Source organism: Pseudomonas sp. RIT623, assembly GCF_004519305.1.
GTDB lineage: Bacteria > Pseudomonadota > Gammaproteobacteria > Pseudomonadales > Pseudomonadaceae > Aquipseudomonas.
Genome location: NZ_SOZA01000037.1, coordinates 23,371 through 49,676 on the forward strand (window position 1 = coordinate 23,371; position 26,306 = coordinate 49,676).

Below are 26,306 nucleotides of genomic sequence, written 5' to 3' on the forward strand. Positions count from 1 at the left end.
GAAGGGAGGAATGCACCATGCGTACCCATCATTACGGTCTTTGCGCGGCGTTGCTGGTGGCCCTGGCCATGCCCTGGACCTTGGCCGCGGCCGCCGACCTGAACGCGCCGATCGACCCACAGGGCGTGCACTTGCAGGCTCAGGAACAGAACGGCATCCGCTACCTGCAAGGCGGCATCGGCCAGGACGAGGCCAACGCCATGCGCCAAACCCCCGGCTACGACCTGCACATCACCCTGTCGACCGGCGCCGACGGCAAGTTCCAGAGTGGCGCGGCGCTGGCGATCCAATCAGCACAAGGCCAGCAGGTGTTGGCTTTGCAGGATGTCGGGCCGCTGATCTTCGTGCAGTTGCCCCCCGGCCACTACCTGGTCACTGGCAGCGCCAAAGGCCAGACTGTGCGGCAGCAGGTCACGGTTGATGGCAAGACCCCCGCGCGGGTCGATCTGAACTGGCGTTGAAGCCTTTTCACTGGCCCCGGCCAGCGTGAATGGCCACTCCCTGTGCAGGAGTAATATTTATTGAACCATCGTCCCAGTTACAGGTACTTAGCCAATAGTGGCAAATCACTTCCAACTTTCCGCGAATGCGGACCATAATCGCGGAAGTATTACCACTTGTAACCCGGCACTCCGTGCCGGAACGCAGGTACAAAATCGAGGGGCATAGCCCCCACATGCCACAGGCCCGCGTCCCTTGGTCGCGGGCCTGTCCGTGAAGACCACAGGAGTAGTCATTGATGAAAAAACGTCTCGCCACCTCGCTGGCCGCCGCTGTGTTGGCATTCGCCGGTGCAAACCTGGCGCAGGCCGCTCAGATCTCCGGCGCCGTGGGTGCCACCGGCCAGGGCGACATGACCTACCGGATCGGCCTGTCGTTCGACTGGGACAAGAAATGGCTGGAAAGCAGCACCGGTCATCTCACCGGTTACTGGGACGCTGCCTACACCTACTGGGAAGGCGGTGAGGCCAGTGGTGCCCACTCGCTGTCGTTCAGCCCGGTGTTCGTCTATGAGTTCAGCGGATTCACCTACACCCCGTTCATCGAGGCTGGCATCGGCCTGGCGGCGTTCTCCAAGACCGACGTCGGCGACCAGCGCCTGGGCTCCTCGGTCAACTTCGAGGACCGCATCGGTTTTGGCCTGAAGCTGCCGGGCGAGCAAAAGGTCGGGATTCGTGCCATGCACTATTCCAATGCTGGCCTCAAGGAGCCGAACGACGGCATCGAGTCGTACTCGCTGTTCTATAGCAAAGCCTTCTGATTCAGGCCGCCCGCAGGCAAATTCGACCGACACCCAATCGGCCGCTTTGCCTGCAGGGGCATTCAGAACCTAGCGCACCGACTTGATCGCCAGCACGTTGCACAGCGGATGCTCCAGCACGTGCGCGGTGGTTCCGCCGAGGAATGCGTGCAGCGCATCATGGCGATGGTTACCCATGACGATCACATCGACCCGGCCATGGGCGATGTACTGGGTGATCGCCTTGATCGCGGGCCCTTCGAGAAAATGCCGCCGTTCCAGGGCAATCTGATGATGGTCGCCCAGGCGGTTGAAGGCTGCCCGCTGCGCGGTGCGCACACTGGCGTCGAAGCCGGGCATGGTCACTGTGCCAGCGCCGAAGTCGGCGATATGGGTCTTGGCCGCGTCGCACACATGCAGCAGGTGCAGGTCGGCGTTGCATTGCAGGGCCAGGGCATGGGCGCTGCGGATCACCTGCTGGTCCAGGTGCTCGCCGTCGCCATGGCTGTTCAGGTCCACGGCCGCGGCGACCTGTCGGGGCAGGGGCAGGCGGATGTCGCTGACCAGGTGCACGGCCACCGGGCTGTCCTTGAGCAGTTGCCAGTCCAATGGGGTGACCAGCAGGCGCTTGAGAATCGGTTCGTGCTGCACGTCCTTGACCAGCAGGTCGCAGCCCAGCCGTTCGACCTGCTCGAGCACGCTGCCCAGTGGGTCGCGGGTCAGCAGCAGTTCGGTGGACACATCGAGGCCGGCGCCGCGCAACTGTTCGGCCTCGTCGGCCAGCCACTGGCGGTTGTGTTCGAGCAAGCGTTCGCGCTCGCGGCTGTCGGCCATCAGGCCGAAGGTGTCGACATCATCGACGCAAACGTTGACATCCAGCAGGGCCCCGCTGGACTCGGCCAGCGCCACGGCGCGCTGCAGGGCGGGCGTGTGGCGCATCTGCGGGCCGAGCATGACCAACAATCGCTTGAACTGGCTCATCTCACACCTCCACGTGTGGCAGCCCCCCGTTCAGTCTAGACCTCCGTCCCCACACCATCCATCGTGGCGCCTGGTTCGCCAGCAAGCTGGCTCCTACGGATGTTGCAGGCCGTAATCGGCGTAGGAGCCGGCTTGCCGGCGAACACCGGCGTAGCCGGTGCCATCCATCGCGGCGCCTGGTTCGCCAGCAAGCTGGCTCCTACGTGTTGCAGGCCGTAATCGGCGTAGGAGCCGGCTTGCCGGCGAACACCGGCGTAGCCGGTACCATCCATCGCGGCGCCTGGTTCGCCAGCAAGCTGGCTCCTACGGATGTTGCAGGCCGTAATCGGCGTAGGAGCCGGCTTGCCGGCGAACACCGGCGTAGCCGGTGCCATTCACCGCGTCGCCTGGTTTGCCAGCAAGGCTGGCACCTGCTGGTCAGGTGTGTCGTAGGCACCGGCGAAAACTGCGGCGGTCACAGCGGATAATGCTTGAGCTCCCGGGCGATCAGCATGCGCTGGATCTCGCTCGAGCCTTCGTAGATCTGGGTGATCCGCGCATCCCGGTAGTATTTTTCCACCGGATAGTCCTCCAGGTAGCCATAGCCGCCATGCACCTGAATCGCCATCGAGCACACTCGCTCGGCCATTTCCGAGGCGAACAGCTTGGCCTGGGATGCCTCGGACAGGCATGGCTTGCCCGCCGTGCGCAGGCGCGCGGCGTGCAGGATCAGCAGGCGGGTGGCGTTGATCTGCAACTGCATGTCGGCCAGCAGGTTGGCGATGCTCTGGTGCTCGTTGATCGGCTTGCCGAACTGGATACGCTCGCGCGAATACAGCAGCGCCGCTTCGAACGCCGCACGGGCGATGCCCAAGGCCTGGGCGGCGATGCCGATGCGTCCGCCTTCGAGGTTGGACAGGGCGATGGCCAGGCCCTTGCCGCGTTCACCGAGCAGGTTGGCCGCCGGGATGCGGCAATTGTCGAGGGTCACCGCGCAGGTGTCGGAGGCGCGGATGCCCATCTTGTGTTCGCTGCGGTCGACCTTGAACCCCGGGTTGTCGGTGGGCACCAGGAAGGCCGAAAGGCCCTTCTTGCCCAGCTCCGGGTCGGTCACGGCGAAGACGATGGCCAGCTTGGCGCGGCGGGCGTTGCTGACGAATTGCTTGGCGCCATTGATCACCCAGTGGCCATCGATCAGTTCGGCACGGGTGCGCAGGTTATGCGCCTCGGACCCGGCCTGGGGCTCAGTCAGGCAGAAGCAGGCGATCACCTCGCCACTGGCCAGCTTCGGCAGCCAGGCTTGTTGCTGCTCGGGGTTGCCATAGGCCAGCAACGGACCGCAGCCCACCGAGTTGTGGATGCTCATCATCGCCCCAGTGGCGCCGTCGCCGGCGGAAATTTCCTCCACGGCCAAGGCATAGGCCACGTAGTCGGTGTAGCTGCCGCCGAACTGCTCCGGGGCGACCATGCCGAGCAGGCCCAGCTCGCCCATCTTGCGCACTACCTCGTCATCGATCCAGCCGGCCTTTTCCCAGGCCTGGGCATGGGGCGCGATCTCGCCACGGGCGAAATCCCGGGCCATGTCGCGGATCATGATCTGCTCTTCGCTCAGTTCCAGGTCTTGCATCTGTGTACTCCCGGGCTCACAGGCCTTCGAAGAATTGCTCGACCCGCTGCTGGGTCAGACCGGCCAGGGTCGGCGGGTTCCAGCGCGGTTGCTTGTCCTTGTCGATGATCAGGGCGCGCACGCCCTCGATGATGTCGCCATGGGCGAACCACTGGCGGTCGATGTGCAGTTCCATGGCGAAACAGTCTTCCAGTGCCAGGCGGCGGCCACGGCGCAGCAGCTCGAGGGTCACGGCCATGGCCAGCGGCGAGCGGCTTTCCAGCAGCGCGGCGGTATCCAGCGCCCATTGCCGGCTGTCGCCGATGGTCACCGCGCGCAGCTGCTCGATGATGCTGGGCAGGTCGGGCAGGGCGAAGAAGTGGTCGATCACCGGGCGCAGGGCGGCCAGCGGCGCGTCCTCGAGCACCTGGGTGCCGAGGCGGGCCAACAGGCCTTGCAGGTCCTTGAGCGGGTGCTCGCCGAACTGCAGGGTGTCGAGGCCTTGGTCGAGCGCGACCAGCTGGGCGCTGTCCAGGTACCAGTCGGCCAGTCCGCAGTACAGGGCATCGGCCGCCTTGATCTGGATGCCGCTGACGCCCAGGTAGATGCCCAGCTCGCCAGGCACGCGGGGCAGGAAGTAGCTACCGCCGACATCGGGGAAGTAGCCGATGCCGACCTCGGGCATGCCCAGGCGGCTGCGCTCGGTGACGATGCGCAGGTCGCAGCCCTGGGCCAGGCCCATGCCGCCACCGAGGGTGAAGCCGTCCATCAGCACCAGCACCGGCTTGCGGTAGCGGTGGATGCACAGGTCCAGGGCATACTCCTCGACGAAGAAGTCTTCATGCAGGGTTTCGCCAGCCTTGAAGCTGTCGTGCAGTGAACGGATATCGCCCCCGGCACAGAAGCCCTTGGGGCCTTCGCCGCGCAGCGCCACCGCGTGTACCTGCGGGTCGTCGGCCCACTGGTCGAGTTGCTGGCGCAGGCTGCGGACCATGTCCAGGGTCAGGGCGTTGAGGCCGGCGGGACGGTTGAGGGTGAGGTGGCCGATGTGGTTGCGGACCTCGGCCAGTACCTGATCCGTTGCCGAGGGTTGAGCGTGCGCGGTCATCGCGGTCTCCCTGCTTTGTTATTGATTTTCCAAGTGAAGTCTGGAATTCGCGGGCGGATCGCAGGATCCTGTCATGCGAATTTACCTTGCACAATTGGCAAATCTGCAGGGCGTTTCTGCATTTTTGCCTTGGCTGGCTTGGCCAGACGCCGATGCAGCCACTTTAGCGCCGTGACGCCAGGGTACAAGGGGCGAATCAGACCAGGCGGTGTTCGCCGGCGAGCCGGCGCCTAGGTATCTCGGGCCCGTGGGCGTTGGCCTTGCTCGCCCACCAAGTGACGATCATGGATCTTGCGGGTCATGCCCCAAGGATTGCAAAAACAACGAAAACAGCTCCGGTTGCGACGAGATATCCAGCTTGGCGTACAGGTGTCGGCGGTGCACCTTGATGGTCTCCGGCGAAATCGCCAGGCGCTCGGCCATGGCCTTGGACGAGTACCCGCGCAAGATCAACCGGGCAATCTCCAGCTCGCGCTCGGACAACACCTTCGCTCCGAACAGGCTCATGGCATCGCGCACCTGGTGGGCCATCGCCGGGGCAGGGCGCTGCGCCTGGCGCTGCCAATGCTGGGTCATCAGGGCCAGCAGCCACGGGCTGATCAGCGCCAGCAGGCCATGGCGCGCCGGGTCGAAGCGTTCGCGGCTGCCCAGTGACAGCGACAGCGCGCCACTGTCGCCAAGCTGGACGATGAACTGCACCTCGTCCTCCAGCACATGGTCGTGGAAGTACTTGAGGTAGTACTCGCTCTGGCGGAACTGGTCCGGCGCCACTTCTTCCAGGCGGTGCAGGCCATCGCCGATGCGCTCCTGGCAGGCCTGGTAGAACGGGTCGAGCTGATACAGGCCGCTGAGGTACAGGGCCATGGCCTCGGGGTTGCCTTCGCCTCGGGCATCGAAGATTTCCAATGCCCGCGGCAGGCCGTCGCGCGGGTAGAGCATGGCCAAGGCGTTGTCGAAGGCCAGCCACTGCTGCAACAGCAGGACCAGCTGCCGCCAGAAGCGTGGCTGGCCGAGTTGCTCGACGGTGCGCGCCAGGCCGGTGTGGGCGCTGGCTTCGGTGAAAAGGTTGTGCATGCGCGGGCTCTATCAGCTGGATTTGCAACACGCGTGCCCTGCGCAGGAGCGGCCTTGTGTCGCGAAAGGGCTGCAAGGCAGCCCCGGCGATTGATGTGTGACTCTGAAATCCGGGGACCGCTTTGCGGTCCTTTCGCGACACAAGGCCGCTCCTACAGTTGGCGGTATTGCTGGATAAAGGACTAGGCAGTCTTGGAGTTTTTCTGTCATCCCGTCAAGGGGCGTACCCCCATAGGGTAATTGGCGCCCACCATTCACCAGCCTACAGTCCGGCCCAGGTCCCGCGGCCGCTCGACCGGTTTTCCCCTCACAACCAATAACAACCAGAGGAAAAACGCCATGAGCTCCAGTGCAGAGCCCACCAGCGCACTCAAGCAGCGCCTGGGTGTGTTCGACGTGGTCGCCATCACCGTATCGGCGGTGACCCCGGCCAGTTCAGTGTTCGTCATCGCCCCGTTCGCCATCCAGCAGACCGGCAGCGGCGCCTTCCTGTCGTTCATCATGGCCGGTGCCCTGGCACTGATGTTCGCCTGGTGCTACGCCGAACTTGGCCGTGCCCACAGTTCGGCCGGGGGCGAGTATGTGTATGCCAAGCGGGTGTTCGGCGGCCTGGCAGGCTACGCCACCTTCCTCACCGTGCTGGCGTCGATGCTGTTCATTCCGCCGGTGCTCGCCGCAGGCGCCGCCACTTACCTGAACAGTGCCCTGGGCACGCGCTTCGATACCCAGGCCGTGGCCTTGGTGATCGTGGTCTGCAGCTATGCCCTGGGCATCCTCAACATTCGTCTGAACGCCTGGATCACCGGGATGTTCCTGTTCTGCGAAGTCGCTGCGTTGCTGGTGATCGTGGTGCTGGGCTTCGGTCATGCCAGTCAGCCGGCGGCCAGCCTGTTGCAGCCGCAGATGCTCGAGCAGGGCACCCTGGTCGCCGCGCCATGGGCGCTGGTAATGGGCGCGGTGGGCATGGCGCTGTTCGCCTTCAACGGCTATGGCGGCGCGGTATTGCTGGCCGAGGACATGAAGGACCGTGGACGTACCGTGCATCGCGCGGTGCTGTGGTCGTTGGCCGTGGTAGTGGCTATCGAGGTGATCCCGCTGGCCGCGCTGCTGATCGGCGCTCCCTCGTTACAGGCGATGCTGGCCAGCGGCGATCCGATCGGCTATCTGTTGACCGCCCATGGCAGTCCGACCCTGGCCCGGTTGGTCAGCGCCGGGATTTTCCTGTCGGTATTCAACGCCATCGTCGCCATCGTCATCCAGGTCGGGCGGGTGGTGTACAGCAGCGGTCGCGACGCGATCTGGACGCCGACCCTCAACCGTGCATTTACCGTGATCCACCCGCGCTGGGAGTCGCCGTGGCTGGCCACGCTGTTCCTCGCGCTGCCCTCGGCCTTGCTGAGCCTGTCGGGCAGCCTGGAGGAACTGACCTCCTTTACCGTGCTGCTGCTGTTGCTGATCTACCTGATGGTGGCGCTCTGCGCGCTCTGTAGCCGGGTGCTGTGCCGCAGCCGTGAACATCCATACCGGATGCCGCTGTGGCCGTTGCCAGCATTGCTTGCGGGTAATGGTTCCTGCTGGTTACTGGTAACTCTGATGAAGGAATCTTCGCTTCGAGATGTAGTAATTATTCTTGGGTTGTTCGCGTTGTCCGTAGTCCTTTATTGCACTCGCGGTCGCCTCAGCCCCACTTTCCAGAAATTATGATGAGACAAGGAACTATACAGATGCGAGCACGTGAACTGGGCATTCGACTGGGCAATGGCACCCCAGGCCCGTTGAACGCCATTACCGATGTTGCTGGGGTACGTGTCGGCCACAGCACGCTGTTTGATGAAGACCTGGAATCACCGGTACGCACAGGGGTGACAGTCATCCAGCCACGCGCGACCTTGGCGCGCCAGGAGCCATGCTTCGCTGGCTGCCATGTGCTCAATGGCAATGGTGATGCCAGCGGCCTGGAGTGGATACGCGAAGCGGGGCTGTTGAGTACGCCCATCGCCATCACCAATACCCATAGCGTGGGAATCGTGCGTGACACCTTGATCGCTGTCGAACAGGACCAGCGCGAGGATGATGAAGTGTATTGGTGCATGCCGGTGGTGATGGAAACCTACGATGGCCTGCTCAATGATATCTGGGGTCAGCACGTGACGGATGTGCAAGTGCGCGAAGCCCTGGATGCCGCTACCGATGGCGCGGTGGAAGAGGGGTCGGTAGGCGGGGGCACTGGCATGATCTGCCACGAGTTCAAGGGCGGCATTGGCACCGCGTCGCGCTGGTTGTCCGAGGACCAGGGCGGTTGGGTGGTCGGTGCGTTGGTCCAGGCGAACCATGGCCAGCGCCGTGAGCTACGCGTCGACGGCTATCCCGTGGGGCGCCACCTGGGGCATCTGGACTCGCCATTCAGCACGCACGGCACTCCGGGCATGGGCTCGATCGTGGTGGTGATCGCCACCGACGCGCCACTGCTACCCCATCAATGCCAGCGTCTGGCGCAACGTGCTTCGATTGGCATTGCCCGTACTGGCGGTGGCACCGAGGACTCCAGCGGCGACATCTTCCTGGCCTTCTCGACCGGCAACGAGGGGTTGCCAGCGGCGAACTATGCACACAAGGGCGAAGTGGAAATGCCGGTGCGAATGCTCAACAACGACCACATAACCGAACTGTTCGTGGCTGCGGCCGAGGCCGTGGAAGAAGCCATCGTCAATGCCTTGCTGGCTGGGCGCGAGATGACTGGCAAGCGTGGCGAAAAGGTGCTTGCGCTGGATGCCGAGACATTATTGACGGCCCTGGATGAGACCGGATGGAAACCACGTGTGGAGGAGCTGCGGCATGCTGTTGCAGAGCCCACTGATGATGTGGCGCCGGCTCATCCATAAGACGGCGCGAGACGCTCAGCCATCATGCCAGTGGTGATGGCGCCGGGCTCAGCGAGTCCCCAACGATGCTGGGCAGGTGGCGCGGGACACCCTTAGGCTTTTCGTACAGAGCCTAGCCCGCCTTGAGCGGGCATTCTTTTGCCTAACTTGCGCTATCGGTTTGGCGCGGATTGCCGAGGTTGGTGCGCGCTTGGCCCGCGGCAGGCCCAGGTGCAAGTGGAAGTCGCCACCGACGTCGGCAATCCGTTGTGTGGCGCCAATGGCGCCTCGGCCATCTTCGGCCATGTGGCCCGCCCCCGCGACAAGTTGTCTGCTTGACTGGAGGAGGGTATAGCTGATCGTCATCTTGACTTAATAGTCAGATTTTGTGATCGTGCGCGCCCTTCCAGTTTCTCAAGCATCAGAAAAAGCATGGGCAGCCCACGAGCTACCCAGAGGATAAACCATGTCCAACCGTGATATTTCCCGGCGCTCGTTCCTCCAAGGCGGGCTGATCGCCGGTGTCGGCGTGACCATGGCGCCGCTCGGCAGCCAGGCGTTCGCTGCCCTGATGGAAAGCCAGGTCACCACCTCGGCGCAGAAGTGGATGAACCATGATGGCAAGGTGCGCGTGCGCAACGACGCATTGTCCAAGGTCTGTGGCGAAAAAGTCTTCGCCCGCGACATCCGCAGCAAGGATATGCCAGGCTGGCCGCAGCAGCAGGGCCACGCGCTGCTGCTCAAGGCGACCAAGGCCGACCGCATCTACGCCGGCTATGACTTGTCGCTGCTTGGCGCCGAGTTGCAGCCGGACCGCATCGTCACCGCCGATGACCTGAAGAAGGACGGCATCGCCTGGCCCGAGGCGCATTCCCCGGATCCGCTGTTGCCGCCCGGCCAGGTGCCTATGTTCATCGGCCATCCGGTGGCGATCCTGATCTGGCACGACTTCGAGCGTTTCCGCAAGGCCAAGCTCAAGTTGCAGTTCAACGAAGCGGCAATCCGCTATGGTGCGCAAGCCCCGCTGTACCAGCGCGACCCCTATGGCAGCTTCCGCTTCGTGCGGGTGGGCGGCAAGACGCCGTTCGACGAGGATACCTTCTCGAGCCTGAAGGACTCGCCGCTTTTCCCCACCATCCTTGCCCGTAAGCCTGTGTGGAACGCCGAGCCCAAGCAGCACGGCAACCTCACCGAGCAGGGCATGTACCATGCCCAGCGTATCGACGAGCAGCTCAAGCAACCCTCTGAGGACTGGCTGCTGTTCGATGAGCGCTACAAGACCCAGTCGATCGAGCCGGCCGCGCTGGAGCCGGACAACGGCAACGGCTGGTTCGACGCCGCTACCGGCACCTTGCATTTCGTTGTCGCCAGCCAGTGCCCGTTCGAAGTGGCGCAAGAGTGCGTGCACATGATCAAGCCGTCGCGCTTCGGCCTGAAGCACTTGAACATGCACCCGGGCTACACGGTCGGCTACGGCTCCAAGGACAACAACATCTTCCCGTTCTACGCCGCCGTGGCCGCCCTGTACGGCGCGGGCGTGCCGATTCGCCTGGCCAACGACCGCTACGAGCAGTTCCAGAGCGGCATCAAGCGCCACCCGTTCGACATCCGCTACCAACTGGCGGTGGACAAGAACGACCTGAGCTTCCAGATCTTCCGCGCCGAGATGACCGTTGATGGCGGCGGGCGCATCAACTACAGCCCGTCGGTGGCCGCAGTGGGGGCCACCGCGGCCCAGTCGATCTACTACATGCCGCAGAACGACCTGGCCGTGACCGCCTATCACTCGCGCGGGGTCGAGGCCGGCTCCATGCGCGGCTACGGCACCCTGCAGAGCATGGCCGCCACCGAGATGATGGTCGATGAAATCGCTAACCGCCTGGGTGTCGACGCCATCGAGCTGCGCCGCAGGAATGCCCTCAAGTCGGGCATGAAGAACACCCAGGGCGCGGTGCCCGCCGGCGCCCTGCGCCTGCACGAGATCCTCGACAAGGCCAGCCAGCACGACTGGTGGAAGAACCGCCAGGCGCGCAAGCAGGCCGAGGACGCCAAGGACCACGACAACTGGTACGGCGTGGGCTTCGCCATCACCCAGAAAGACTTCGGCACCGGCGCCGAAGCGCCGCTGGCAGCCATCGAGTTCAACGCCGACGGCCAGATCAGCCTGCGCCATATCGGCACCGAGCTGGGCACGGGCATGTCCACCTCCCAGGCCTTCGTGGTAAGCGACTTCCTTGGCCGCGCCGCCGACCAGGTGCAGACCGCGCAGACCGAATGGCCGGAGTTGGCCCTGAGCACCAGCGGCAACCCGTACCTGATGAGCCAGGCCGAGCAGGACGCCGCACTGCGCAACCCACGCTGGGTGGCCAAGCTGGCCTCGCCGTCGTCGGCGACCAACTCGGCGTTCTACTTCAGCCACGCCACCCGCGAAGCCGCCCGTGTGCTGTTCAACCACGGCCTGTGGCCGGCAGCGGTTGCGTTGTGGCGTCAGGGGCCGTTCGGCGGCCAGGCCAACCCGCTGGTGGTGCGCCGCGAGAGCGCGGTGTGGGTCAACGGCGCGCTGACCGGCAACGGCCTGGAGCCGATACCATTCACCGTGCTGGCCAAGAAAGCTCATGAGATGGGCCTGGTCACTGGCGTCAGCGTGCATGCGTTCAACCGCTGGAGCTGGGCCGAGGCCGATTTTGTCATCGACGGCGTGCGCGAGCGTTTGCCGCTGGACGGCTTGGCGGTGAAGTACGGCGACGGTGCGCCGAACGCCAAGAAGGCGCAGATGAACAGCGCCGGCTTCCACCTGCTCGACCGGCAGAACGCCGCATACCCGGCCACCCAGCTGAACAACGCCATGGTCACCTACTACAGCCCGGTGGCGACCATCGTCGAGGTCAAGGTCAACAAGGGCAGTGGCGAGGTGAGCGTGCTCAACCACCACAGCTGGGTCGAGTGCGGCCGGGTGCTGGTGCCGGAGTTGGTCAAGGGCCAGCTCGAAGGCGGTATTGCCATGGGCATCGGCCATGCCTTGCTGGAAGAAATGCCGTTGTACGAGGGTGGCCCGGGCGAGGGCGACTGGAACTTCAACCGCTATCGCCTGCCGATGGCCAAGCACGTGGCGGTGTGGAAGCAGACCTCGGAGATCCTGCCGCCGCTGTCGCCCACCGACCCGTCCAAGGGCATCGCCGAGGTGGTGATGATCCCGGTGGTCGGTGCCATCGCCAACGCCGTGGCCCACGCCACCGGCAAGCGCGTGCGCGACCTGCCCATCACCCCCGCCCGCGTCAAGGAGGCCCTCAATGGCTGATCGCAAGCTGCAACTGACCCTCAATGGTCAATCCGTCGTCACCGAGGTGGTCCCCGATGACCTGGCGATGATCGACTACCTGCACGAATACCAGAACCTCACAGGATCCCGCCTGGGCTGTGGCCAGGGCATCTGCCATGCCTGCGTGGTGATCGTCGACAATCCCGACGGCACCAGCGAGGAAGTACGCACCTGTATCACCGGCGCGCACTACTTCGAGGGCAAGAAGGTGCGCACCATCGAAGGCCACGCCAAGCGTGACGAAGCCGGGAACCTGGGCGAATTGAGCCCGATCCAGCAGAAGTTCGTCGATCGCTTCGCTTTCCAGTGCAGCTACTGCGCCCCGGGCTTTGTCAACGCCGCCACGGTGCTGGTGGAGAAGGCCCAGCGCCAGCCACTGAAGAAGAGCGAGCTGGAGGACGCCATCGAGGCCAGCCTGGGCCACCACGTGTGCCGCTGCACTGGCTACGTGCGTTATTACGAGGCGACCCGCGATGTGCTGACCGATCTCGGTCTGGTCAAGGAGGCTTGAGCATGATGCGCGTTTTCAACGGCCTGGCATTGGCCATTGGCGCGGCGCTGGCCTTCAGCGTCCAGGCGGCCGACCAGGACCAGGTCAAGCGCGGCGAATACCTCGCCCGCGCCGCCGACTGCATGGCCTGCCACACCGCCGAAGGTGGCGCGCCCTACGCGGGCGGGCTGCCGATCCATTCGCCGTTCGGCACCATCTACGGCACCAACATCACCCCGGACAAGCAGTACGGCATCGGCAACTACAGCGCTGACGAGTTCTTCGCCGCCCTCACCGAAGGCAAGCGCAAGGACGGCGCCAACCTGTACCCAGCCATGCCATACACCTCGTACCACCTGGTCAAGCGCGAAGATGCCGATGCCATCCACGCCTACCTGATGACCGTGGCGCCGATCAATCGCCCGGCCCCTGAAACCAGCCTGAGCTTCCCGTTCAACGTGCGCGCGGGCCTGATCGGCTGGAACATGCTCTACGGCAAGAGCGTGCAACTCGAAGAGGGCAAGGGCAACAGCGAGGCCTGGAAGCGTGGCCAGTACATGGTCGAGGTGCTCGGCCACTGCGGCGAGTGTCACACCCCGCGCAACCCGATCGGCGCCCTGGAGCAGGACAAGCGCCTGACCGGCGGCCTGCTCGGCGGCTACCTGGCGCCGAGCCTGCTGGCCAACGACCTGGCCGAGCGCGGCTGGAACCAGGCCGACCTGGCGACCTTCCTCAAGCACGGCATGAGCGCCCAAGGCAGCATGTTCAACGAGATGTACCCGGTGGTGCACCACAGCACCCAGCATCTCGAAGACAGCGACCTGGCCGCCATGGCCACCTTCCTGCTCGGCGACCGGCCGCCGGCGGCCAAGGTGGTCCAGGCCGTGGCCCACGAGACCCTGGGCGAGAGCGCCAAGCGTGGCCGCCAGCAATACCTCAACGTCTGCGCCGGTTGCCATGGCGGCGACGGCGAGGGCAAGCCGCACATCGCAGTGGCCATGCAGGGCAACACCATCCTGCGCCAGGCCGACTCGCGCAACCTGGTCAAGGTGATCGTCGAGGGCATCCGCGAGCAGCAGTTCACCGGTTTCGAGCGCATGCAGCCGATGCCGGGCTTCGCCGGCAAGCTCGACGACCAGCAGTTGACCGACATGGTCAATTACCTGCGTGAGGCCTGGGGTGGCTTGCCGGGCGACTTCAGCACCCAGCAACTGGCCCAGCTGAAGGCGGACTGAAGTGCAGCATCTGGACCTGCAGGTGGTGCGCCAGGCCGCGCAGTGGTCCCGCGACGGGCTGCCGGTGTGGCTGTGCACGGTGCTCTGCACCTATGGCTCGGCGCCCCGCGCGCCGGGCTCGCTGCTGGCGGTCAATGGCCAGGGGCACTGGCTCGGCTCGCTGTCCGGTGGCTGCGTCGAGGAGGACTTTCTCGAGCGCCTCGGCGCGGGCGAGTTCAGCGCGGCGGTGGCCGTGGTGCGTTATGGCGACGGCAGCGACACGCGCGCGAACATCCGCCTGCCGTGTGGCGGCATTCTCGACGTGCTGGTCGAGCACCTTCCCGCCGATTGCGCCACCCAGGCGCACTTTGCCGAGCTGGAGGCGGCACTGTTGGGGCGACGTCGACTGTTGCGCGAGGTCGACCTGCGCAGCGGCCAATGCCGACTGAGCGACGATCACAGCCAGGGCCCACGGGTCGAGCAGGGCGAGCATTGCGTGCGCCTGCGCATCGGCGCCGCCCAGCGCTTGCTGCTGGCGGGTTATTCGAGCGTCGCGCATTTCTGCGCGGAGTTCGGCAAAGGCCTGGGGTTCGAGGTGGTGCTGTGCGACCCACGGGACGAGGTGATGGACAATGTGGTGCTCGACGGGGTAGAAATCCGCCGTGAACTGCCTTCGCTGTTCATCGCCAATGGTGGTTGCCACCGCGACACTGCGGTGGTGGCCCTCACCCACGACCCGAAGATCGATGACCTGGCCATGCTCGAAGCCGTCCGTACCGAAGCCTTCTACATTGGGGTGATGGGCTCGCGCGCCACTTCGGCAAAACGCCGGGAGCGCCTGCGCCGTATCGGCGAGCTGGGTGATGCCGAGATGGCGCGTATACATGCGCCTATTGGCCTGAACCTGGGCAGCAAGACCCCGGCGGAGATCGCCCTGGCGGTGCTCGCCGATATCCTGCGTACCCGTAGCGGCATCGCCCGCGAGGCGTTGTGAGCGTCGTCGCCCTGGTGTTGGCGGCCGGCCAAGGTTCGCGCTTCGGCGCGGACAAGCGCCGGGCGCTGCTGGGCGATGGCCGCAGCCTGTTGCAGCACAGCGTCGAGCGCGCCCTGGCGGTGTTCGACGAGGTGCGCGTGGTGCTGCGCGCAGGCGAGCGGGCCGCGGATCTTGGGCTGCCGCCAGCCTGCCGGGTCGTCCACAGCCCCGAGGCAGGCCTGGGTATGGGCCATAGCCTGGCGGCCGGCGCGGCGTCGCTGGCAGACAGCGAGGCGCAGGCGGTGGCGATCCTGCTCGGGGACATGCCGTGGATCGGGGCGGCGACCTTCCGTCGTCTGCTTGCCTCGGCGGCGCCCTCGGTCATCGTGGTGCCGTGTCATCAGGGGCAGAACGGCCACCCGGTGGTGTTCGGCCGGGATTACTGGGCCGAGCTTGGCCAGTTGTCCGGCGATGAAGGCGCGCGCTCGGTGCTGCGGCGGCATGCGAACAGCGTTTTGCTCCTGGATTTGCAGGACAGCGGTGTGCTGCGCGACGTCGATACGCCCTCAGCGCTCGGCTAGACTGCCCGGGGGCCGCCGCGTCACCGACGCCACCATTGAGGGAAAACCCTCATTGCCGCTCATCCGGCGGCCTCCTAGCATGGATCCGGTTACCTAACCCAGGCACAGGAGCACTACCATGACCAGCCCCAACGACGAAAAACGCCCAACCCCCGACCCCGCCGAGGACAACGCTTTCTTCCCCTCGCCGTATTCCCTCAGCCAGTTCACCTCGAGCAAGTCCGACCTCAGCGGCGCCGACTACCCCGACGCCTACCAGGGCGGGCGCTGGAAGATCTTGCTGATCGGCGCCGACGAGCGCTACCTGCTCACCGACAACGGCACGCTGTTCTCCACTGGTAACCACCCGGTGGAAACCCTGCTGCCGATGTACCACCTGGACAAGGCCGGTTTTGCCTTCGACGTCGCGACCTTGTCGGGTAACCCGGTCAAGTTCGAATACTGGGCCATGCCCGGCGAGGACACCGAGGTGCTGGGCCTGTTCGATCGCTACAAGCCAGCGTTCAAGCAGCCGCGCAAGCTCGCCGATGTGCTGGAACAGGCCCTGGGTGAGGACTCGGACTATATCGGTGTGTTCATCCCGGGCGGCCACGGCGCGCTGATCGGCCTGCCGGAAAGCGAGGAAGTCGGGCGAGTGCTGCAATGGGCGGCGGACCACGACAAGTTCGTCATCACCCTGTGCCACGGCCCGGCGGCGCTGCTGGCCGGCGGCAAGCTCTACGACGGCTACAAGATCTGCGCCTTCCCTGACGATCTGGATGCCAAGACCCCGGATATCGGCTACATGCCCGGCCACCTGACCTGGAAGTTCGGCGAACGGCTCCAGGCCCAGGGCGTCGAGATCATCAACAAGGGCATTTCCGGTGCCGTCCACCAGGACCGCAAGCTGCTCACCGGCGACAGTCCGTTGGCCGGTAATGCCCTGGGCAAGTTGGCCGCCGCGGCGTTGCTCAAGGCAGTCAACGGCGGATGAGGGACCTGCCATTCGATCAGGTGGTGCAAGCCGTCCAGCGGATCGCGCAGGCCACCGACCTGGCGGATATCCAGTCGGCCGTGCGCAATGTCGCCCGGCCGCTGGGCTATGACCGCTTCGTGCTGTTCAGCGCCAGCGCTGCGCGGGACGAGGTGCTCGAGCGTATCCATTGGGTGGAGGGGGACTGGTTCGGCGATGGCCAGGCAGTCGACGCCCAGACCTACGTGCGCCACTGTCCGGTGACCCGTCACCTGCTGGCGGCACGCGAGCCGTTCTTCTGGAGCAAGCGGCTGGACGCTGGCAACGAGCGCTACCGGGTGGTGCGGGCGCCGAGCGGGCCGGGCATCCACGGCTTGCAGGTGCCGGTATTCGGTCCCGCAGGCCTGGAAGGCGCCATGAGTTTCGGCGGTGCGCAGGTCGTGGCGACACCTGCCGCACGGCTGGCCCTGACGCTGCTGGCCCAGGCCGCGTTCGCGGGCGCTCGGCGGCTGCTGGAGGCGCCCAGCGGGGAGGGGCGCTTGTCCGAGCGTGAGCGCCAGGTGCTGGCCTGGACCGCCGCCGGGCAGCGCCAGGCCGATATCGCCGCCACCCTCGGCCTGTCGCTGCGCACGGTGGAAAACCACCTGCGCGCCGCCCGCCGGCGCCTGGGTGTGAGCACCACCGCCCAAGCGATCAGGATCGCCCTGGGCAGTGGCGCGCTCGACTGACTCAGCCCTTGTGTGCGACGTTCAGCACCACTTTGCCGATGTGCCGGCCAGACTCCATCAGCGCATGGGCCTGGCTGGCCGCCGCCAATGGGAAGGTGGCGTGGATCAGCGGCTTGACCGCGCCACTGCGCACATGGGGCCAGGCCTTGGCCTGCAGCTCGGCGAGGATCACCGCCTTGTCGTCGGCGCTGCGCGCGCGCAGGGTCGAACCGATATGGGTCAGGCGCTTGGTGAGCATGGGGAACAGGTCGACCTCGGTGGCCGGGCCCTTGATCACACCGATCTGCACGATGCGCCCGTCCATGGCCGCGGCCTTGAAGTTGCGCGCGACATAGTCGCCGGCAATGATATCGACGATCACATCGACGCCACGGCCTTCGGTGTGCAGCAGCACCTGCTCGACGAAGTCCTCGCGGCTGTAGTCGATGGCGACATCGGCGCCCAACTCGAGGCTCGCTGCCTGTTGCCCAGGGCCGTTGACCGTGGTGAACACCTGCGCCGCGCCCAGGGCCTTGGCCAGTTGCGTGGCGGTGGTGCCGATGCCCGAGGCGCCGCCGTGGATCAGCACGCTTTCGCCGGCCTTGAAAGCGCCGCGCTGGAACAGGTTGACCCAGACGGTCATGAAGGTTTCGGGCAGCGCCGCGCCCTCGACCATCGACAGGTTGTCGGGCAGGTGCGCGGTGGTACGCTCGTCAGCCACGGCATACTCGGCGTAACCACCACCCTGGACCAGGGCGATGACCGCGTCGCCGAGGGCGAAGCCCTTGACCTGCGCGCCGAGTGCGACCACCTGGCCGGCAATTTCCAGGCCCGGGATGTCCGGGGCGCCGGCGGGCGGATCGTACAGGCCCTTGCGTTGCAGCAGGTCCGGGCCATTGACGCCGGCGGCGTGCACCTGGATCAGCACCTCGCGCGGGCCGGGTTGCGGTGTGGCGTGGCTGGCGGCTTGCAAGACCTCCGGGCCGCCAGGCTGGGTGATGTCGATGGCGGTCATGTGGCTGGGAACGATGTGACGCATGAGGACCTCTGTCATTCTGAAGAAAGGTGCGTCACAGGGTATGGAACCCATAGGCTGCAGTCGCGCGGCGATTTTGCGCCACACCTTTGCAGATTTTCTTCAGCCAAGCGCACGTGTAGGAGCCAGCCTTGCTGGCGAAGCAGCCGGCGCGGTGGATGCCTTGCCGACGTTAGTGATCATCGGCAAGGCCGGATAACTTGTGGCCCTTGATGGAGTAGACGAATGAACTGGGATGACGCCCGCATGCTGCTGGCCTTGAGCCGTGAGCAAACCTTGCGCCGCGCCGCGCGGGTGCTACGAGTCGACCAGGCCACGGTGGGCCGGCGCGTGGCGGCACTGGAAGCGGACCTGGGTTCGACCCTGTTCCTGCGCACCCCCGCCGGCTACCAGCTGACCGCCATCGGCGAGGTGGCGGTGGAAATGGCGCAGAAGATGGAGCACGCCGCGCTGGAGCTGGCCCGGCGTACCCGTGGCGCCGACAATGAAGAAGCCGGCGAGGTCCGTATCGCCACCACCGATTCGCTGGCCCATGAGTTCGTCATTCCGGCGTTGCGCGAACTGCGCCAGAGCCACCCCGAGGTGCGCGTGGTGCTCAGTGGCGGCTCCGATATCGTCAACCTGTCGCAACGCGAAACCGACATCGCCATACGCAACCAGCGACCAGACAGCCCCGACCTGGTGCTGCGCAAGCTGGCCAGTTGGCAGATGGGGTTGTTCGCCGCAGAGGATTACCTGCAACGCCACGGCCTGCCGCAAGACGGCAGCTTCGCCGGGCATGACCTGGTGGTGTACGAGCCTTACTGGCGTGGCCAGGCGCAGCCAACCCTGGTGGATGTGCCGATCGGCGAGGGCAGGGTGGTGATGGCGGCCAACGCCAGCATGCTGTTGCGCCGGGCCATTCACGAGGGGTTGGGGATTGGCGAGATTCCGCTTGAACTGGGCCAGCGTGACGGGCTGCGGCGGGTGTGGCCGCAGCGCACCCGGGCACAGCCTTACGAGGTGTGGATGGTCACCCACCAGGACCTGCGCCACACCGCGCGGGTGCGCGCGGTGATCGAGCGGTTGGTGGCGGCCTTTGAGTGACGATCCGGTGCCAGGCACTGCGTCGCCTGGTTCGCCAGCAAGGCTGGCTCCTACCGGTATAGTGCATCGCCCCCCCTGTACAGGGCCGGTGGAGTCGCGAAAGGCTCAGTACACCGAACTTGCAACCGTGTTCGGTGTACCGGCCTTGAACTTGCCCAGCAACCCCTGCAAGCCACGCATCAGCACGGTGGTATCCACCCCCACCGCGACGAACGCCGCGCCCAGCTCGATATAGCGGCGCGCCAGCTGCTCGTCGGCACTGAGGATCCCCGCCGCCTTGCCGGCCTGGCCGATACGCACGATGGCCTGCTCGATGGCCGCCTGCACCTCGGGATGCCCGGGGTTGCCCCGCTGGCCCATGGCGGCGCTGAGGTCGGCCGGGCCAATGAACACCCCGTCGACGCCGTCCACCGCGCAGATGGCGTCGAGGTTGGCCAGGCCCTCGCGGTTCTCGATCTGCACCAGCAGGCAGACCTGGTCGTCGGCGTGATCCAGATAATCAGCAACGCTGTTCCAGCGCGAGGCGCGGGCCAGGGCGCTGCCGACACCGCGTATGCCCGCTGGCGGGTAACGGGTGGCGCGCACCAGCTGGCAGGCCTGCTCGGCGCTCTCGACCATCGGCACCAGCAGGGTCTGTGCGCCGATATCCAGCAGTTGCTTGATCAGCGCGGTGTCGCCGATTAGCGGACGTACCACGGCCTGGCCAGGGTAGGGCGCCACTGCCTGCAACTGGCCGAGCAGGCTGCGCAGGTCGTTGGGCGCGTGCTCGCCGTCGAGCAGCAGCCAGTCGAAACCGGCGTTGGCGGCCAGCTCCGCGCAGTACGGGTCGGCCAGGCCCAGCCACAGGCCGATTTGCGCCTGGCCGCTGCGCAGGCGTTGCTTGAAGGTGTTGATGGGCATGTCCATGGGTAGTCCTTACACGAAACGGCAGGCAATCGAACCGAGTTGATCGTAATCGACATGGAAGGTGTCGCCGGGGCGAGCTGCCACCGGGCGGGTGAAGGAACCGCCGAGAATCACCTGGCCGGCTTCCAGGCCGACGTCGTGGGCCGCCAGCTTGTTGGCCAGCCAGGCCACGCCCTTGGCTGGGTGGTTGAGCACGGCGGCAGAGACCCCGGACTCTTCGATCACGCCGTTGCGATAAAGCACCGCCGGCACCTTGCGCAGGTCGATGGCATCGGGCCGCACCGCGCGACCGCCCATGACCACGCCCGCGTTGGCGGCATTGTCGGAAATGGTATCGAACACTTTGCGCGTGGCGCCGCTCTGTGGGTCGACCTGCTGGATACGTGCGTCGATGATCTCCAGCGCCGGAATCACCCATTCGGTGGCCTCGAGCACATCGAACAGGGTCACGTCCGGGCCTTTCAAGGGCTTGCCGAGGATGAAGGCCAGCTCCACCTCCACCCGCGGCACGATGAAGCGGGAGAAGGGGATGTCGCTGCCTTCCTCGAACAGCATGTCGTCGAGCAAGGCGCCGTAGTCCGGCTCGGTGATGTTCGAGGAGACCTGCATGGCGCGGGAGGTCAGGCCAATCTTGTGGCCGACCAGCCGGCGGCCGTCCTTGATCTTCTGCTCGACCCAGGCGCGCTGGATGGCGTAGGCATCCTCGATGCTGATGGCGGGGTATTCGAGGGAGAACTGGCCGACCTGTTCGCGGGCGCGTTCGGCCTGGTCGAGACGGGCGGCGGCTTGCTGGATGATGTGCGCGTCGAGCATGGAAACCTCAAGGCTGACGGTTGAACAAGGGATGCAGGCTGCTGTGCTTGGCGTCGTACACCTGGGCCTGGCTTTCGTCGATCTGCACGGTCACGCCCACCGGGCGTCGCGCGAGCAAGGGGTCAAGCTGCTGGCGCATTACCGCCAGCAACTGGTCGCCGACCTGGCGGTGCACGCTGGCACTGCGCCCTGCGCCCATGCGCAGGTTGGCGTAGACGAAACCATAGTCGCCCTGGCCGTCGGCAATCGCCGCATGGGCAGCGGGGTAGGCGAGCACCCGGGTGCCACCGGTGGGGAACACTTGCCGGCCGGTTTCATCCCGTTGTTCGAGCATGCAGTCGGCGAGGGCGCGGCACAGTGCGGGCATGTCGGCATCGGCTTCGATGTCCGGGCTGTAGAGCAGGACCAGATGGGGCATGCAGCGGCTCCTTACAGGCGGCTGGTGGAGGCCACGCCAGCCGGGTTCGAGGCCTGGGCGGCAGGGATGGCACTGCCGTCCTGCGCGGTGACCGGGAAGATCGCGTTGATCTGGCCGGTACCGGACGAGCCGAAGTAGGGCGTCACCACCTCGGCCTTGCCGTCGTAGCGCGACCAGCCCAGGGCACCGAGAAGCATCGCGGTGTCGTGCATGAAGCCCTCGCCATGGCCCTTGACCGCGTATTCCGGCAGCATCGCGCAGAAGTCCGCCCAGTCGCCGTCCTGCCACATGCGCACCACCCGGTGATCGAGGGTTTCCAGGAACGGGCTCCAGACCTTGGTGGCGAACTCCGGGGCCTGGCCGTTCTGGGCGAAGCGGTGCGACAGTGAACCGCTGGCCAGGAACGCCACGGTGCCGTCGTAGTGCTGCTCGACCGCGCGGCGCATGGCCCAGCCCAGGCGCGCGCTGTCGTTGAGGTAGTGCGAGGTGCACAGCGCCGAGACCGAAATCACCTTGAAATGGCGGTCGGCGTTCATGTAGCGCATCGGCACCAGGGTGCCGTACTCCGGGGCCAGGGTGGTGGCGTCGTGGGCCATGGTCTCCACGCCCAGGCGATTGCACTCTTGCGCGAGCAGGTGGCCCAGTTCCGGGTTGCCGGGGAAACCGTAGTTCATGTTGGCGATGAAGTGCGGCAGTTCGTTGCTGGTGTAAAGGCCTTCGAACTGCGCCGCGCAGTTGATGTGGTAGTTGGCGTTGACCAGCCAGTGGGTGTCGAACACGACGATGGTGTCCACGCCCAGTTCCCGGCAGCGTCGGCCGATCTCGTGGTGGCCGTCGATGGCCGCCTGGCGAAAGCCCTGGCGCGGGCCGGGCAGCTCAGACAGGTACATCGACGGCACATGGGTGATCTTGGCGGCTAGAGCGAGTTTGCCCATGGGAATCTCCAGTGATTGTTGTTGTGATCCGAGGGTGGTGGGGCAAGTCGCCGCTGCGACTTGCCCCACGATGACGTCAGACGCCCCAGCGCGGAATGTGATGGCTACCCATGGATATACACACGTTCTTGATCTCGGCGAAGACCTCGAAGCTGTATTGCCCGCCTTCGCGGCCAGTGCCCGAGCCCTTGACCCCGCCGAACGGCTGGCGCAGGTCGCGCACGTTCTGGCTGTTGATGAACACCATCCCCGCCTCGATGCCACGGGCCAGGCGGTGGGCCTTGCCGATGTCCTGGGTCCAGATGTAAGAGGCCAGGCCGTACTCGGTGTTGTTGGCCAGTCGCAGCGCCTCGGCTTCGTCCTTGAACGGGATCAGGCACACCACCGGGCCGAAGATTTCCTCCTGGGCGATGCGCATCTGGTTGTTCACATCGGCGAACACGGTCGGCTGGATGAACTGCCCCTTGGCCAGGTGCGCCGGCAAGCCTGCCGGGCGCTCCAGGCCACCGGCCAGCAGGCGCGCGCCTTCTTCCAGGCCAATGCGGATGTAGCCGGTGACCTTGTCGTAATGCTGCTGGGTGATCATAGAGCCGACCTGGGTCTTCGGGTCGGTCGGGTCGCCGACGATCAGGCGCTTGGCGCGGGCGGCGAATTCGGCGACGAACTGCGGGTAGACGCTCTCCTGGATGAAGATCCGGCTGCCGGCGGTGCAGCGCTCGCCGTTGAGCGAAAAGATGGTGAACAGCGCGGCATCCAGGGCGCGTTCGAGGTCGGCGTCTTCGAAGACCAGGACCGGCGACTTGCCGCCGAGCTCCATGGAGTACTTTTTCAGGCCTGCGCTGTGCATGATCTTGCGGCCGGTGGCGGTGCCACCAGTGAAGGAAATGGCCCGCACGTCCGGGTGACGCACCAGGGCATCGCCGGCCGTCGCGCCATAGCCCTGGATCACATTGAGCACGCCATTGGGAATGCCGGCCTCGACCGCCAGGCGGCCCAGCTCGTTGGCGGTCAGCGGCGACAGCTCGCTCATCTTCAATACCGCGGTATTACCCAGGGCCAGGCACGGCGCGGTCTTCCAGGTGGCGGTCATGAACGGCACGTTCCACGGCGACACCAAGGCACACACGCCTACCGGCTGGTATAGGGTGTAGTTGAGCATCTGGTCGTCCACCGGGTAGCTGTGGCCGTCCATGCGCGTGCACACCTCGGCGAAGAAGTCGAAGTTGTGCGAAGCGCGGGGGATCAAAACGTTGCGGGTCTGGTGGATCGGCAGGCCGGTGTCCAGGGTTTCCAGTTCGGCCAGCTGTGGCACATTCTGCTCGATCAGCTCGCCCAGGCGCCGCATCAGGCGAGCGCGCTCCTTGGCCGGGGTATTGGCCCATTTCGGGAAGGCTGCCTTGGCCGCGGCCACGGCCTGGGCGACTTCCTCGGCGCCGCCGCTGGCGACTTCGCCAATGGCCTCGCCGGTGGCAGGGTTGTAGTTGACGAAGGTGTCGCGGCTTGCGACTTCGCGGCCATCGATCCAGTGCTTGATCATGCTGTTGCCTCTTGTGCTTTACGGGCGAAGAACTCGGCTTCGCTGACGATACGGTTGACCAGGCGGCCGACGCCTTGCACTTCGACCACCACCTCGTCGCCCGGCACCACGTCGGCCAGGCCCTCCGGGGTGCCGGTGGCGATCATGTCGCCGGGCTGCAGGGTCATGAAGCTGGAGAAATATTCGATCAGGTAGGGGATGTCGAAGATCATGTCGGCGGTGGTCCCTTGTTGTTTCAGCTCGCCGTTGATCCAGGTGCGCAATGTGAGGTTCGACGGGTCTGGCACATCGGCGGCATCGACGATCCACGGGCCGACCGGAGTGCTGGCATCGCGGTTTTTCACCCGCAGGTTGGGCCGGTAGTAGTTTTCCAGGTAGTCGCGGATGGCGTAGTCGTTGCACACCGTGTAGCCAGCCAGGTAGGCGAGGGCGTCCTCACGCTTGACGTTCCGCGCCGGCTTGCCGATCACCGCCACCAGTTCGCACTCGTAGTGCATGTACTTGATGTTGTCCGGGCGCCAGGTGATCTGGTTGTGGCCGGTGTAGGTGCCGGGCGACTTGATGAACGCCAGCGGCTCGGTGGGCGGGGTGAAGGCCAGCTCGGCGGCGTGGTCGGCGTAGTTCAGGCCCAGGGCGAACATGCTGCCGGTGGCAGGTGGCAGCCAGGTCACCTGGTCTTGGTGGACCAGGCGGCCATCGGCCAGGCGCAGGTGGTCGTTTTCGACCGTGACGGCGTGGACCTGACCGTCGAACTGGATACGGGCATGCTTCATCGGGCGAGTCCTCGTTCGGCGACTATAGGGGTGCTGAGCTGGCCAAGGCCGTCGATCTCGACCGTCACCTGATCGCCTGGCAACACATCGACGCGGCCTTCCGGGGTGCCAGTGATCAGCACGTCGCCGGCATGCAAGGTCATGAACTCGCTGATCTCGGCGATCAGTTGCGCGACGCCGCGCACGCAGTTGGCGGTGTTGTTGTGCTGGCGCAACACGCCGTTGACCCACAGGCGAATACCTAGCGCATCAGGATTGGCGACCTGCGCCGCCGGTACCAGTGCTGGCCCCAGCGGGCAGAAGCCATCGCGGCACTTGGCCTTGACCGCCGGGCGGTAGTAGCTGTCCTCGGGCAGGCTGAACTCGTTGACCAGGGTGTAGCCGGCCACATGTTCCAGGGCCTTGGCCACGCTCACGCGGCTGGCGTCCTTGCCGATCACAACGCCCAGGGCGGGACCGGGTTGCAGGCGTTCGACTCCCGAGGGGTAGGTCAAGGCCTGGCCATGCCCGTTACGGGTGTTGGGGGTCTTGATGAACAGCACCGGCTTGACCGGCGGTTGCCGGTAGGGCGCTTCATGGAAAGACGCCAGGTGCTGCTGCAGCAGGCCCTGGTAGTTCAGGGCGACGCCGAACAGGCTGCCGCTGGCGACCTCGTGCAAGGCACGGCTCATGCTTTTCTCCTGCGCTCTGCGAAGCATGGGGGTATGCTTCATGGTGTTTTTGTTAATGTGTTAACGTTATATTTAATATGTTAACGATCGTCAAGGCATCGACACTGCCAAGGCGGCGATCGCGGGCAGTCCAACCGGCGAGAGAACAATAATGAAAGCGCGACAGCCGATCCCCAACATCAATATCGGGCAGGTCTACGACCAGCGTTACAGCGACAGCGAGGTGCACTACGACCGGCTCGGCAACCTGGCCGGGTTCTTCGGCCGCAACATGCCGGTGCATCGCCATGACCGGTGCTTCCAGGTGCACTACGTCAAGAGCGGCAGCGTGCGGGTGTTGCTCGACGACCAGCGGTTCCACGAGGCCGGGCCGATGTTCTTCCTGACTCCGCCGACCATCCCACATGCCTTCGTCACCGAGGCGGACGCCGACGGCCATGTGCTGACCGTGAGCCAGCAACTGGTCTGGCAGTTGTTGCAGGCTGAGCCAGGGCTAGGCAGCAACCCGCAACTGGCCCCGGCCTGTGTCGCCCTGGGGCAGTTGCAGGGCCAGGCAGGCGAGCAGGCGCAGCGCCTGGAGCAGTTGTTCGACCTGTTGGGCAGCGAGGTCGGCCAGGGCCAGGTGGGGCAGGGCACGGCACTGCAGGACTTGGCGCGGCTGGTGATGATCAGCCTGTTGCGCCTGAGCGCCAATGCGTTGCCGGCCAACCCGGCGCGGCACGAGGACTTGCAGGTGTTCCGCCGCTTCAACGAGCTGATCGAGCGCCACTACCTGGACCACTGGACGCTACCGGCGTACGCGGCGGCGCTGGGGGTGACCGAGGCGCGCCTGAACGATGTGTGCCGGCGTATCGCCGACTTGCCGTCCAAGCGCCTGGTGTTCGAGCGGCTGATGCAGGAGGCGCGGCGGCTGCTGCTGTATTCCGGTGGGTCGGCCAATGCGATCTGCTACCAGCTGGGGTTCAAGGATCCGGCGTACTTCAGCCGGTTCTTCCAGCGGCATGCCGGTACCACGCCGGGGGAGTACCGCCTGCGCCAGGCGGGGT

The 26,306-nt window shown here is 65.6% G+C and carries 26 protein-coding genes and 1 pseudogene; 15 read left to right on the forward strand and 12 right to left on the reverse strand.

Features of this window, described 5'->3' with window-relative positions:
* The first annotated feature begins 17 nt into the window (after positions 1-17).
* The gene (locus tag E3U47_RS20425) at positions 18-461 is read left to right on the forward strand and encodes a carboxypeptidase regulatory-like domain-containing protein (RefSeq protein WP_134693419.1); all 444 of its coding nucleotides are present in this window, start codon (positions 18-20) and stop codon (positions 459-461) included.
* A gap of 278 nt (positions 462-739) precedes the next feature.
* A complete protein-coding gene (locus tag E3U47_RS20430; RefSeq protein WP_134693420.1) occupies positions 740-1,261 on the forward strand; it encodes an acyloxyacyl hydrolase in 522 nt (173 codons plus the stop codon).
* 69 nt (positions 1,262-1,330) lie between these two features.
* On the opposite strand, the gene E3U47_RS20435 is transcribed toward E3U47_RS20430, so the two are convergent.
* From E3U47_RS20435 to E3U47_RS20450, 4 genes are all read right to left on the reverse strand, one after another.
* Positions 1,331-2,221 carry a universal stress protein gene (locus tag E3U47_RS20435; RefSeq protein WP_134693421.1) on the reverse strand — a complete coding sequence of 297 codons (891 nt, stop codon included), beginning with the start codon at positions 2,219-2,221 and terminating at the stop codon, positions 1,331-1,333.
* Between the two features lie 454 nt (positions 2,222-2,675).
* Positions 2,676-3,827, reverse strand: coding sequence for an acyl-CoA dehydrogenase family protein (locus tag E3U47_RS20440; RefSeq protein WP_134693422.1), 1,152 nt, complete (start codon positions 3,825-3,827; stop codon positions 2,676-2,678).
* A gap of 16 nt (positions 3,828-3,843) precedes the next feature.
* Complete coding sequence (locus E3U47_RS20445; RefSeq protein ID WP_134693423.1) at positions 3,844-4,914, reverse strand: enoyl-CoA hydratase/isomerase family protein; 1,071 nt, start codon at positions 4,912-4,914, stop codon at positions 3,844-3,846.
* Between the two features lie 282 nt (positions 4,915-5,196).
* Positions 5,197-5,988 (reverse strand): helix-turn-helix transcriptional regulator, encoded by a 792-nt coding sequence (locus E3U47_RS20450; protein WP_134693424.1) that lies wholly within the window; start codon positions 5,986-5,988, stop codon positions 5,197-5,199.
* A 339-nt stretch (positions 5,989-6,327) separates the two neighbouring features.
* On the opposite strand from E3U47_RS20450, the gene E3U47_RS20455 reads away from it, so the two are divergent.
* The 10 genes and pseudogenes from E3U47_RS20455 to E3U47_RS20500 all read left to right on the forward strand — a co-directional run bounded on the left by E3U47_RS20455 (position 6,328) and on the right by E3U47_RS20500 (position 17,106).
* On the forward strand, positions 6,328-7,692 hold the full coding sequence (locus E3U47_RS20455) for an APC family permease (protein WP_134693425.1): 1,365 nt from the start codon (positions 6,328-6,330) through the stop codon (positions 7,690-7,692).
* Between the two features lie 20 nt (positions 7,693-7,712).
* A complete protein-coding gene (locus E3U47_RS20460) occupies positions 7,713-8,870 on the forward strand; it encodes a P1 family peptidase (protein ID WP_134693426.1) in 1,158 nt (385 codons plus the stop codon).
* 189 nt (positions 8,871-9,059) lie between these two features.
* Positions 9,060-9,152: pseudogene (locus tag E3U47_RS25275) on the forward strand (glycerate kinase); the annotation flags it as partial.
* Positions 9,153-9,315: 163 nt separating this feature from the next.
* Positions 9,316-12,147, forward strand: coding sequence for a xanthine dehydrogenase family protein molybdopterin-binding subunit (locus tag E3U47_RS20470; protein ID WP_134693427.1), 2,832 nt, complete (start codon positions 9,316-9,318; stop codon positions 12,145-12,147).
* Positions 12,140-12,679, forward strand: coding sequence for a (2Fe-2S)-binding protein (locus E3U47_RS20475; protein WP_134693428.1), 540 nt, complete (start codon positions 12,140-12,142; stop codon positions 12,677-12,679). The genes E3U47_RS20470 and E3U47_RS20475 overlap by 8 nt, the downstream gene beginning before the upstream one ends.
* Positions 12,680-12,681: 2 nt before the next feature.
* Positions 12,682-13,893, forward strand: coding sequence for a cytochrome c (locus E3U47_RS20480; RefSeq protein WP_134693429.1), 1,212 nt, complete (start codon positions 12,682-12,684; stop codon positions 13,891-13,893).
* Between the two features lies 1 nt (position 13,894).
* The gene (locus E3U47_RS20485; RefSeq protein WP_134693430.1) at positions 13,895-14,866 is read left to right on the forward strand and encodes an XdhC family protein; all 972 of its coding nucleotides are present in this window, start codon (positions 13,895-13,897) and stop codon (positions 14,864-14,866) included.
* Positions 14,863-15,426, forward strand: coding sequence for an NTP transferase domain-containing protein (locus E3U47_RS20490; protein WP_134693431.1), 564 nt, complete (start codon positions 14,863-14,865; stop codon positions 15,424-15,426). The genes E3U47_RS20485 and E3U47_RS20490 overlap by 4 nt, the downstream gene beginning before the upstream one ends.
* Positions 15,427-15,544: 118 nt before the next feature.
* Positions 15,545-16,399, forward strand: coding sequence for a glyoxalase III HchA (gene hchA / locus E3U47_RS20495; protein WP_134693432.1), 855 nt, complete (start codon positions 15,545-15,547; stop codon positions 16,397-16,399).
* Positions 16,396-17,106 carry a PA1136 family autoinducer-binding transcriptional regulator gene (locus E3U47_RS20500; RefSeq protein WP_134693433.1) on the forward strand — a complete coding sequence of 237 codons (711 nt, stop codon included), beginning with the start codon at positions 16,396-16,398 and terminating at the stop codon, positions 17,104-17,106. Before hchA ends, E3U47_RS20500 begins: the two co-directional genes overlap by 4 nt.
* A gap of 1 nt (position 17,107) precedes the next feature.
* On the opposite strand, the gene E3U47_RS20505 is transcribed toward E3U47_RS20500, so the two are convergent.
* Positions 17,108-18,100, reverse strand: a complete 993-nt coding sequence (locus E3U47_RS20505) for an NAD(P)H-quinone oxidoreductase (protein ID WP_134693445.1) — start codon at positions 18,098-18,100, stop codon at positions 17,108-17,110.
* 22 nt (positions 18,101-18,122) lie between these two features.
* Here E3U47_RS20505 and E3U47_RS20510 point away from each other — a divergent pair, with 22 nt between their 5' ends.
* Together E3U47_RS20510 and E3U47_RS20515 are read left to right on the forward strand one after the other, a co-directional pair.
* Positions 18,123-18,320 carry a hypothetical protein gene (locus tag E3U47_RS20510; RefSeq protein ID WP_134693434.1) on the forward strand — a complete coding sequence of 66 codons (198 nt, stop codon included), beginning with the start codon at positions 18,123-18,125 and terminating at the stop codon, positions 18,318-18,320.
* A gap of 26 nt (positions 18,321-18,346) precedes the next feature.
* Positions 18,347-19,207 carry a LysR family transcriptional regulator gene (locus E3U47_RS20515; protein WP_134693435.1) on the forward strand — a complete coding sequence of 287 codons (861 nt, stop codon included), beginning with the start codon at positions 18,347-18,349 and terminating at the stop codon, positions 19,205-19,207.
* Between the two features lie 105 nt (positions 19,208-19,312).
* Here the strand turns inward: E3U47_RS20515 and hpaI are convergent, their stop codons facing one another.
* The 7 genes from hpaI to E3U47_RS20550 form a co-directional block, all read right to left on the reverse strand.
* Positions 19,313-20,113 carry a 4-hydroxy-2-oxoheptanedioate aldolase gene (gene hpaI, locus E3U47_RS20520; RefSeq protein WP_134693436.1) on the reverse strand — a complete coding sequence of 267 codons (801 nt, stop codon included), beginning with the start codon at positions 20,111-20,113 and terminating at the stop codon, positions 19,313-19,315.
* A gap of 9 nt (positions 20,114-20,122) precedes the next feature.
* On the reverse strand, positions 20,123-20,926 hold the full coding sequence (gene hpaH, locus E3U47_RS20525) for a 2-oxo-hept-4-ene-1,7-dioate hydratase (protein WP_134693437.1): 804 nt from the start codon (positions 20,924-20,926) through the stop codon (positions 20,123-20,125).
* Positions 20,927-20,933: 7 nt separating this feature from the next.
* The gene (locus E3U47_RS20530; RefSeq protein ID WP_134693438.1) at positions 20,934-21,344 is read right to left on the reverse strand and encodes a 5-carboxymethyl-2-hydroxymuconate Delta-isomerase; all 411 of its coding nucleotides are present in this window, start codon (positions 21,342-21,344) and stop codon (positions 20,934-20,936) included.
* A gap of 11 nt (positions 21,345-21,355) precedes the next feature.
* On the reverse strand, positions 21,356-22,279 hold the full coding sequence (gene hpaD, locus E3U47_RS20535) for a 3,4-dihydroxyphenylacetate 2,3-dioxygenase (protein ID WP_134693439.1): 924 nt from the start codon (positions 22,277-22,279) through the stop codon (positions 21,356-21,358).
* Positions 22,280-22,355: 76 nt separating this feature from the next.
* Positions 22,356-23,816 (reverse strand): 5-carboxymethyl-2-hydroxymuconate semialdehyde dehydrogenase, encoded by a 1,461-nt coding sequence (hpaE, locus tag E3U47_RS20540; RefSeq protein WP_134693440.1) that lies wholly within the window; start codon positions 23,814-23,816, stop codon positions 22,356-22,358.
* Entirely contained in the window at positions 23,813-24,589 is a 777-nt protein-coding gene (locus tag E3U47_RS20545; RefSeq protein WP_134693441.1) for a fumarylacetoacetate hydrolase family protein, read from the reverse strand. Before E3U47_RS20545 ends, hpaE begins: the two co-directional genes overlap by 4 nt.
* Entirely contained in the window at positions 24,586-25,260 is a 675-nt protein-coding gene (locus E3U47_RS20550; protein WP_134693442.1) for a fumarylacetoacetate hydrolase family protein, read from the reverse strand. The genes E3U47_RS20545 and E3U47_RS20550 overlap by 4 nt, the downstream gene beginning before the upstream one ends.
* A gap of 151 nt (positions 25,261-25,411) precedes the next feature.
* Between E3U47_RS20550 and hpaA the strand changes: the two genes are divergently transcribed.
* On the forward strand, positions 25,412-26,306 hold an 895-nt coding region (hpaA, locus tag E3U47_RS20555), incomplete at its 3' end, for a 4-hydroxyphenylacetate catabolism regulatory protein HpaA (protein ID WP_134693443.1).

Excerpts from the sequence above, each read along its gene's own strand:
- E3U47_RS20460 (WP_134693426.1), top strand. The coding sequence starts at position 7,713 with ATGCGAGCACGTGAACTGGGCATTCGACTGGGCAATGGCACCCCAGGC.
- hpaI (WP_134693436.1), bottom strand. The coding sequence starts at position 20,113 with ATGGACATGCCCATCAACACCTTCAAGCAACGCCTGCGCAGCGGCCAG.
- hpaD (WP_134693439.1), bottom strand. The coding sequence starts at position 22,279 with ATGGGCAAACTCGCTCTAGCCGCCAAGATCACCCATGTGCCGTCGATG.
- E3U47_RS20475 (WP_134693428.1), top strand. The coding sequence starts at position 12,140 with ATGGCTGATCGCAAGCTGCAACTGACCCTCAATGGTCAATCCGTCGTC.
- E3U47_RS20515 (WP_134693435.1), top strand. The coding sequence starts at position 18,347 with ATGAACTGGGATGACGCCCGCATGCTGCTGGCCTTGAGCCGTGAGCAA.
- E3U47_RS20450 (WP_134693424.1), bottom strand. The coding sequence starts at position 5,988 with ATGCACAACCTTTTCACCGAAGCCAGCGCCCACACCGGCCTGGCGCGC.
- hchA (WP_134693432.1), top strand. The coding sequence starts at position 15,545 with ATGACCAGCCCCAACGACGAAAAACGCCCAACCCCCGACCCCGCCGAG.
- E3U47_RS20480 (WP_134693429.1), top strand. The coding sequence starts at position 12,682 with ATGATGCGCGTTTTCAACGGCCTGGCATTGGCCATTGGCGCGGCGCTG.
- E3U47_RS20505 (WP_134693445.1), bottom strand. The coding sequence starts at position 18,100 with ATGACCGCCATCGACATCACCCAGCCTGGCGGCCCGGAGGTCTTGCAA.
- hpaH (WP_134693437.1), bottom strand. The coding sequence starts at position 20,926 with ATGCTCGACGCGCACATCATCCAGCAAGCCGCCGCCCGTCTCGACCAG.
- E3U47_RS20500 (WP_134693433.1), top strand. The coding sequence starts at position 16,396 with ATGAGGGACCTGCCATTCGATCAGGTGGTGCAAGCCGTCCAGCGGATC.
- E3U47_RS20510 (WP_134693434.1), top strand. The coding sequence starts at position 18,123 with ATGAGGACCTCTGTCATTCTGAAGAAAGGTGCGTCACAGGGTATGGAA.
- E3U47_RS20435 (WP_134693421.1), bottom strand. The coding sequence starts at position 2,221 with ATGAGCCAGTTCAAGCGATTGTTGGTCATGCTCGGCCCGCAGATGCGC.
- E3U47_RS20470 (WP_134693427.1), top strand. The coding sequence starts at position 9,316 with ATGTCCAACCGTGATATTTCCCGGCGCTCGTTCCTCCAAGGCGGGCTG.
- E3U47_RS20445 (WP_134693423.1), bottom strand. The coding sequence starts at position 4,914 with ATGACCGCGCACGCTCAACCCTCGGCAACGGATCAGGTACTGGCCGAG.
- E3U47_RS20545 (WP_134693441.1), bottom strand. The coding sequence starts at position 24,589 with ATGAAGCATGCCCGTATCCAGTTCGACGGTCAGGTCCACGCCGTCACG.
- E3U47_RS20440 (WP_134693422.1), bottom strand. The coding sequence starts at position 3,827 with ATGCAAGACCTGGAACTGAGCGAAGAGCAGATCATGATCCGCGACATG.
- E3U47_RS20430 (WP_134693420.1), top strand. The coding sequence starts at position 740 with ATGAAAAAACGTCTCGCCACCTCGCTGGCCGCCGCTGTGTTGGCATTC.
- E3U47_RS20425 (WP_134693419.1), top strand. The coding sequence starts at position 18 with ATGCGTACCCATCATTACGGTCTTTGCGCGGCGTTGCTGGTGGCCCTG.
- E3U47_RS20530 (WP_134693438.1), bottom strand. The coding sequence starts at position 21,344 with ATGCCCCATCTGGTCCTGCTCTACAGCCCGGACATCGAAGCCGATGCC.
- E3U47_RS20455 (WP_134693425.1), top strand. The coding sequence starts at position 6,328 with ATGAGCTCCAGTGCAGAGCCCACCAGCGCACTCAAGCAGCGCCTGGGT.
- hpaE (WP_134693440.1), bottom strand. The coding sequence starts at position 23,816 with ATGATCAAGCACTGGATCGATGGCCGCGAAGTCGCAAGCCGCGACACC.
- E3U47_RS20550 (WP_134693442.1), bottom strand. The coding sequence starts at position 25,260 with ATGAGCCGTGCCTTGCACGAGGTCGCCAGCGGCAGCCTGTTCGGCGTC.